This window comes from Archangium sp. (genome assembly GCF_036388035.1).
Taxonomy (GTDB): Bacteria; Myxococcota; Myxococcia; order Myxococcales; family Myxococcaceae; genus Archangium.
This window is the reverse complement of the sequence record NZ_DASVSO010000373.1, coordinates 1-6,669: the sequence shown is the minus strand read 5'-3', so window position 1 is coordinate 6,669 and position 6,669 is coordinate 1. Positions and strand designations below refer to the sequence as shown.

Annotated in this window: 7 protein-coding genes; 3 read left to right on the top strand and 4 right to left on the bottom strand. The window is 69.4% G+C overall.

Annotated elements, in window-relative coordinates:
• Window positions 1–186: 186 nt before the first annotated feature.
• Both VF697_RS15200 and VF697_RS15195 read right to left on the bottom strand, forming a co-directional pair.
• On the bottom strand, window positions 187–621 hold the full coding sequence (locus VF697_RS15200; RefSeq protein WP_331095590.1) for an Rpn family recombination-promoting nuclease/putative transposase: 435 nt from the start codon (window positions 619–621) through the stop codon (window positions 187–189).
• 47 nt (window positions 622–668) lie between these two features.
• A complete protein-coding gene (locus tag VF697_RS15195; protein WP_331095589.1) occupies window positions 669–1,274 on the bottom strand; it encodes a hypothetical protein in 606 nt (201 codons plus the stop codon).
• 71 nt (window positions 1,275–1,345) lie between these two features.
• On the opposite strand from VF697_RS15195, the gene VF697_RS15190 reads away from it, so the two are divergent.
• Both VF697_RS15190 and VF697_RS15185 read left to right on the top strand, forming a co-directional pair.
• Window positions 1,346–1,918, top strand: a complete 573-nt coding sequence (locus VF697_RS15190) for a DUF5655 domain-containing protein (RefSeq protein WP_331095587.1) — start codon at window positions 1,346–1,348, stop codon at window positions 1,916–1,918.
• Between the two features lie 93 nt (window positions 1,919–2,011).
• Complete coding sequence (locus VF697_RS15185; protein WP_331095585.1) at window positions 2,012–3,310, top strand: hypothetical protein; 1,299 nt, start codon at window positions 2,012–2,014, stop codon at window positions 3,308–3,310.
• Between the two features lie 134 nt (window positions 3,311–3,444).
• Here VF697_RS15185 and VF697_RS15180 read toward each other — a convergent pair whose 3' ends face one another.
• Both VF697_RS15180 and VF697_RS15175 read right to left on the bottom strand, forming a co-directional pair.
• A complete protein-coding gene (locus VF697_RS15180; RefSeq protein ID WP_331095583.1) occupies window positions 3,445–5,175 on the bottom strand; it encodes a type IV pilus twitching motility protein PilT in 1,731 nt (576 codons plus the stop codon).
• A gap of 11 nt (window positions 5,176–5,186) precedes the next feature.
• The gene (locus VF697_RS15175; RefSeq protein WP_331095581.1) at window positions 5,187–5,630 is read right to left on the bottom strand and encodes a hypothetical protein; all 444 of its coding nucleotides are present in this window, start codon (window positions 5,628–5,630) and stop codon (window positions 5,187–5,189) included.
• A gap of 296 nt (window positions 5,631–5,926) precedes the next feature.
• Between VF697_RS15175 and VF697_RS15170 the strand changes: the two genes are divergently transcribed.
• Window positions 5,927–6,669, top strand: a 743-nt coding sequence (locus VF697_RS15170) for a hypothetical protein (RefSeq protein WP_331095579.1), incomplete at its 3' end; no start/stop codon positions are given.

The window sequence follows — 6,669 nt, the reverse complement described above, 5'->3', positions numbered from 1 at the left end:
ACCGGCACGCCCCGCGCGGTGAGAGTCCGCAGGATGTACTCGGCACGCCCTCGGATGAGTCCCTCCTCCCGACCCTCCTCTCGACCCTTCGCCCGTCCTTGCTCGATGAGTTTCTCGCCATAGCTCTGCATCAGCTCCTCCGCTCGTTGCTCACCCAGCACTGAATGTAACACCCGCCCGGCCGTTTCACGGACGGCCTCGTCTCCCACCATCAACAGGTAGCGGACGACCACCACCAGGTGCTCGCCACCCTCGGGGCCTGTCTGCACCTGCGTGAAGAGCGCCACCCAGTCCGCTCTCCGGATGCTCTTGCCGCCAACGCTCCAGCTGGCGCACCACGTAGCGCAGCATGCGCAGCGCCATCCACCGTTCCACCGAGGACTGGTGCTCCAGCAGCACATACAACAGCAGCGGGTGGCCCGTGCGCAGTCGCGCCGTGAAGAGCAGGTCGCTCTCGGTCTCGCGCAACTCCGCATCCACCACGCTGCCGGGCTCTCGCCGCAGGGACGCCCAGTCCACTTCCGAGACGACATGCGCGGGCAGCACGGCACGTAGCTCGGCCGCGGCCCGCTCGGGGTGGCCGAAGGTGTAGCGGGCGAAGAGGTCATGCGGTCCCGACATGGCGAGCCGCACCTCAAGCACGCGGCGGGCCAAGGACGCCGGAGTCGTCACTTCGGGTGGAGCGCCTCACGGAGCCGCTCCCGCACCTGCTCCTCCGAGGTCCCCGGGAGCGCGAGGCGATATGCCTGAACCGCTTCCCAGACCTCCGGGGCGGGTCCCGCGCTCGCCCTGGCCTGGCGCTCGTCCTCGTCCGAGAGACCCTCGGTCGCGAGCGCCTCCGTCCACGTCGCCGCCTCCAGGGCCATCTGGCTCGCGCGCCCGGCGGCCACGGCCCGCACGCGCATCGCATCGAGCTCGGCGCTCCCCGAGGCGTCGTACTGGTAGAACTCCGCCGCGTGCACCAGCCCGCGCAGGGCCCTGGCGCACGCTTCGAGCTCGGGGTCGCCGGGCTCCGCCTCCCGCTCCAGCCACGCGCGCAAGGTCCTCAAGGCCTCCGCCGGCAACGGGGAGGAGGCGTAGTGCTGCTGCCAGGACTCGTCCTCGGGGACGCCGCGAGTCCAGGTCTCCAGGCATGTCTCGGCGAGGACGAGCGCGGCCCGGACGAGGACGGGCTTCCCCCACCGCGACAACCCCCAGATCCAGTCCGAGAGGGACCGCACGCGGGGCTCCTCATCGAGATACTCCGGGAGCCCCTCGGTCGGCGCGTCGGTCATGGGGGCATGCTACGCGCGGCCCATGACGGTGGGCTAGGCTGGGCGCCTCGTTTCCAAGGAGCCCCCGCCCCATGCCGAAGACCCCCCGCGAGATGCGCGAGGCCATCATCCGCAACCTGCCCAAGAACACGGGCAAGACCTTCGAGGAGTGGGTCTCTCTGCTGAAGAAGCAGGGCCCGAAGGATCCGAAGGAGGCCCGCGTCTGGCTCAAGGAGGAGCACGGGCTGGGGCACGGACAGGCGGGGATGATCTCCGCCGAGCTGACGGGTGGCCCGAGCTTCGCGAAGAGCCCCGCCTCGCTGGTGGACGCGCAGTACGCGGGACCCAAGGCGGAGCTGCGGCCCATCTACGAGAAGCTACTGGAGGCGGCGAAGAAGCTGGGTAAGGACGTGCGGGTGGAGCCGTGCACCGGGTACGTGCCGCTGATCCGCGAGAACCAGTTCGCGGTCATCCGCGCGTCGACACGGACACGGGTGGACCTGGGGCTGGCACTCGGGGAGGCGGAGCCCGAGGGCCTGCTGGAGGCGGGCAAGGTGCAGGGGACCTCGGAGCGCATCACCCACAGAATCGCGCTCGAGTCACCCAAGGACGTGAACGCCGAAGTGCTTCGCTGGCTGAAGCGCGCCTACGCCGAGAACGCCTGAGCCCCTGACGGACCTCTTCACCCGCGAGTAGCGCGTTGTCATGCCCCCGCGAAACCGGTTAAGTCACGCTTTCCATTTTTCCAGGAGGCGGACGTGGCCGGTTTCTACAAGGAGACGCGGGGACTCTTCATCGCGACGTGGGTTGTCGGCCTGGGGCTCGCGGGGTGTGGCCCCGCCTCGGAGCCGGGCCTGGAGGACGGAGCCACGGGCGTGGGGCGGCAGGCGCTCACCGAGGGCGCGCCGCTGACGACGCATGACGCGAGCTGCCTGCGGCTGCAGGACCAGAACACGTGGAGCACCTACGCCTCGTACCTGACGCCCGTGGGCCCCGCGGTCGGCCTGCCGGGAGTCCTGGCGGACCTGAACCGGGCGGGCCCCGTGCTCACCGGCCTCGGCCACCCGCCGGCCGTGGGCTACAAGGGCGGCTTCCGCTGGAACGACGGCGACATGTCCACCGCGGACTGGGTGCCCCAGGCCCTGACGGCGGGCGTGTCCGGCAGCACCAACGTCGCCATCGCCTCCTGGCACTACGCGCCCACCACCGCCCCCGAGAAGGGCGTGCGCATCTCGGTGGCGGACATCTCGGACATGTCCCTGAGCGCGGTGAACTACCGCCACGTGCTGCTGGTGCGGCCCACCAGCTCCGGCAACTTCACCATTATCTCCGAGCACGGTGGCGGCCTCGCCTGGTACGGCAACTACCTCTACATGGCCGACACCTCCGACGGCCTCCGCGTGTTCGACCTCACGCAGATCCGCGAGGTGAGCACCAGCGCCACGTGCGAGACGGCGATCGGCAAGGTTGGCACGGAGTGGTGCGCCTACGGGTACAAGTACGTGCTGCCGCAGGTGAGCGCGTACGTGGTGCCCTCGACCATCACCAGCCCCTGCCGCCCCAAGTTCTCCTGGCTGGGCAAGGACACGCGCGGCACCACACCCGTGGTGCTCTCGGGCGAGTACTGCAACAACACCGGCACGGGGTGCCCCTATGACGGCTCCACGCCGGGACTCGGCGGGCGGCTGTACCGCTGGCCGGTGGACGCCACCACGAACCGGCTCAAGACGGTGAGCGGCTCGGTGACGCCCGAGCGCGCCTACATCCTCAACGAGCCGAACGTGCAGGGCGTGGCCCCCATCATGACCACGACCTCGACCACCTCGTACTGGCTGAGCTCCACGCGCTACGGCGGTGCCCTCTTCAAGGTGTCCACGAGCGCCTCGCGCACGGCGTACCTCTCGGGCAACGCCGATTGGGCGCGGATGCCCGAGGGCATGCACGCCACGGGCAGCGGCACCAACCTGTGGAGCATCACCGAGGGCGTCAGCGGCATCACCGACCCGGCGCTCGGCGGGCGCGTGGTCTTCTTCGCCGATCAGGCCGCGGTGGACTGAGGCCGCGCGCTCAGTCGCGGTTGCGCAGGAGGGAGGCGGGGGGCTCGGGGCTCTCCAGGAGCCGTCCGAGCCGCACCGCGAGCCGCCCCCCGGTGAGCGCCGCCACGAGCGTGGCGGCGCTCCACCTCCGCAACTCAGGAGGTCGGGAGGTCGATCTTGAAGCCGTTGCGCTCGAGCATCTGCTTGAACTCGCCCTTGGCGACGGCCTTGATGTAGGCGTCGTTCGGCTCGCAGAGCTTCTTCTTCACCAGATCCAGCAGGGCATCGTTGAGCGTCTGCATGCCGATGCCGCGCGAGGTCTGCATGATGGAGGGAATCTGGAACGTCTTGCCCTCGCGGATGAGATTGGCCACCGAGTTGGTGCACAGGAGCACCTCCTGCGCCGGCACGCGGCCTCCGCCGATCTTCTTGACCAGCATCTGCGAGATGACGCCCTTGAGGGACTCGGAGAGCATCATGCGGATCTGCTCCTGCCGGTCCGTGGGGAACTGGTCGATGATGCGGTCCACCGTCGAGGGCGCCGTGTTGGTGTGCAGCGTTCCGAAGACGAGGTGGCCCGTCTCGGCCGTCTCGATGGCGATGGCGATCGTCTCGAGGTCTCGCATCTCGCCCACGAGCACGATGTCCGGGTCCTCGCGGAGGGCGGCGCGCAGGGCGTTCTTGAAGCCGTGCGTGTGGACGTGCACCTCGCGCTGGTTGACCAGGCACTTCTTGTTCGGGTGAACGAACTCGATCGGGTCCTCGATCGTGATGATGTGGTCCTCGCGATTGCGATTGATGTAATCGATCATCGCGGCCAGCGTCGTGGACTTGCCGGAGCCCGTGGGACCGGTGACGAGCACCAGGCCCTTGCTGAGGAAGCACAGGTCGAGGATGTGCTTGGACAGCCCCATGTCCTCGGCGGTCATGATCTTCGTGGGGATCTGCCGCATCACCGAGCCGATGCCCTTGCGATCCTCGAAGACGTTGACGCGGAAGCGGGCGCGCTCGGTCTCGTGGGCGAAGTCCGTGTCGCGCGTCTCCTCCCACTGCTTCTTGTTCTTCTCCGGGGCGATCGACCAGAGCATCGCCTTGAGGCGCTCGGGTGACAGGGGCCGGTAGTCCTCCTGGGGCACCATGTCACCGTCGATGCGCAGCATGGGCACCACGGTGCTCGACATGTGAAGGTCCGAGGCCTTCTTGTCGAGCATGCGGTTGAGCAGCCCGAGCAGGGCGGCACCCGCCTCGGAGTCCTCCTGGGGCGGCAGCACCTGGATGCTCGGCTTGGACTCGGCGGCCGGAGCGGGAGCAGGCGCGGGCGCGGGCGCGGGCGCGGGCGTCTGAGCCTTGGCGGCGGCCGGCTGCACGGTGGGAATGGCCCGGGACGCGGTCGGCGGAACCGTGGGAGCGCGCGCCGGGGCGGCGGGGGCCGGGGCGGTGAAGGCCCCACCCGTCCCGCGGGCCGCCAGGTCCATCATGTCCGACGGCGAGGCAAGCTCCAGCTTGTCCTCCTCGGACGCGGGCGGCAGCTCCAGGGCCTCCCTGGCCGCGGGCGCCGCCGCGACGGTGTTCACCGCCTGCGTCGGCTTGTAGGGCACCAGGGCCACCTTCATGTGGCCGGCGACGTTCTGCACCTTCACGTTCACCGCGCCGGCGGGCGCGGAGTACGGGAAGGTGGTGACTCCCTCGGCGGGAAAGCCTCCGCGCATGTCCGCGGGGATGATCTCCGAGAGGGCACCGATGATCTGCTGGGAGTTGAGCCCCGCCTTGACGATGGGCACGTTGCCCACGGCGGTGCGCAGCGTGATGCCGCTGCCGGTCTCCAGCATGATCGCGACACCAGATTCTTTGTAGAGCTTCTCGATGAAAGCGTCGAAGCGGGCCATGGTGTCTCAGCTCAGCGGCGAAGGATTTCCACGTACGCGACGTGGCGTTTGTTGATGAGGGCGACCCGCTCCCCCTCCAGCAGGGGGAGGAAACGGGGCGAGCTGTTCAGGTAGTCCGTCAGGCGCGAGTGCGCCTCGGGCAGCACGTAGGTGATGAGCCCACGCAGCCGCTGACCATCCACCATCCGCACCTCCACCTCATGCTCGGTGGGGATGGTGAACTGATCGACGGCATTGGGCTCGAACTCGGCCGCCACGCGCGCCAGGGCGAGGTTCTCGCACGGGACGAACGTCATGGCGTTCGTCTCCGCGTCGACCGCGGGGATGAACTGCGAGCCACTGTGGTTGAGGAGGTCCGAGAGCCGCTCGCCACCGGAGTGCCCGGGAGCGGCTTCGGCGAGGAATACGGCCACGTCACGCGAAGTGCCGCCCGGAAGGATGAACTGGGCCGCCACGCGTCGCTTGGGAATGGATAGGGATTCCAGCATAGGGAGATGGGCGAGGAGTGCGATGTTTAGCACAATCGCCGGCCCCCCCTGGAATGGGGATGAGGGTGAGGACGACTCCCACCCCCAGGGGAAGGTCGCCCACCCGGAGAGGGACCGAGCGCACGGGCTCCTCGGCGTCCTCTTCAAGGGGGGGATCGCCCTGGAGGGTGAGTGCGGGCGGGCCTCCAGGCGCTCGGCACCGTGCACATCTTCCAGGAGTCGCCGTCCCCTGGAGGCCCCTCATGGCAGGCGAGGAGCAGAGAGTGCGCCGTTTTACCCGAGCCGCCACGCGTGTGCGCATCCGACAGGTGTCGTGGGCGCTGCTCGGGCTGGGCGGGGTGGCGGTGCTGGCTTTCATGCCCGACGTGCGCGCGCCGCTCGTGCGGGCCGTGGCCTACATCTGGCACCACTTCTTCTATCTCGTCTGGCTCGGGCTGTGCGCGCTCCTGCCGAGCCTGATGGCCTTCGCCCACCGGGTGCGCAGCAACCGGCGCTACGTGAGCGCGCGACTGGAGGTGCTGCGCTGCTACCTCGTCGCGGCGCGTCACTACGCGAGCACGCGGGGCCGCTTCGAGACGGCGCGGATCTTCACCGCGGGCCTGGGCAAGGAGGCGCTGGAGCAGAACCGCCCCGGCATCCTCATGCTGCTGGGAGGCGCGGTGGCGCTCGCCATCCCCTTCCTGCTGGTGGCCACGCTCTCGGCGGCGTACATGTTCCCGGAGATCGTCGAGCCCTCCCTGGGAGGGGCGGTGACCGGGCCCGTCGCGGAAGGACTGCGCGGCCTGGTCTTCGCCGGCTACGGCGTCTACGTCTACACCCTGCTGCTCATCATCCACCGCATGCAGGCGGCGGCGCTCTCCTCCGAGTTCCTCCTGGCCGCCACCCTGCGCGCCCTCATCACCCTGGTGATGGGCTTCGTCGCCGGGCAGACGGAGTTCATCCAGGCGCTCGGCACGGACAACCAGAGCCGCTTCCTCTACTTCATCATGGGGGCCTTCCCGAGCTG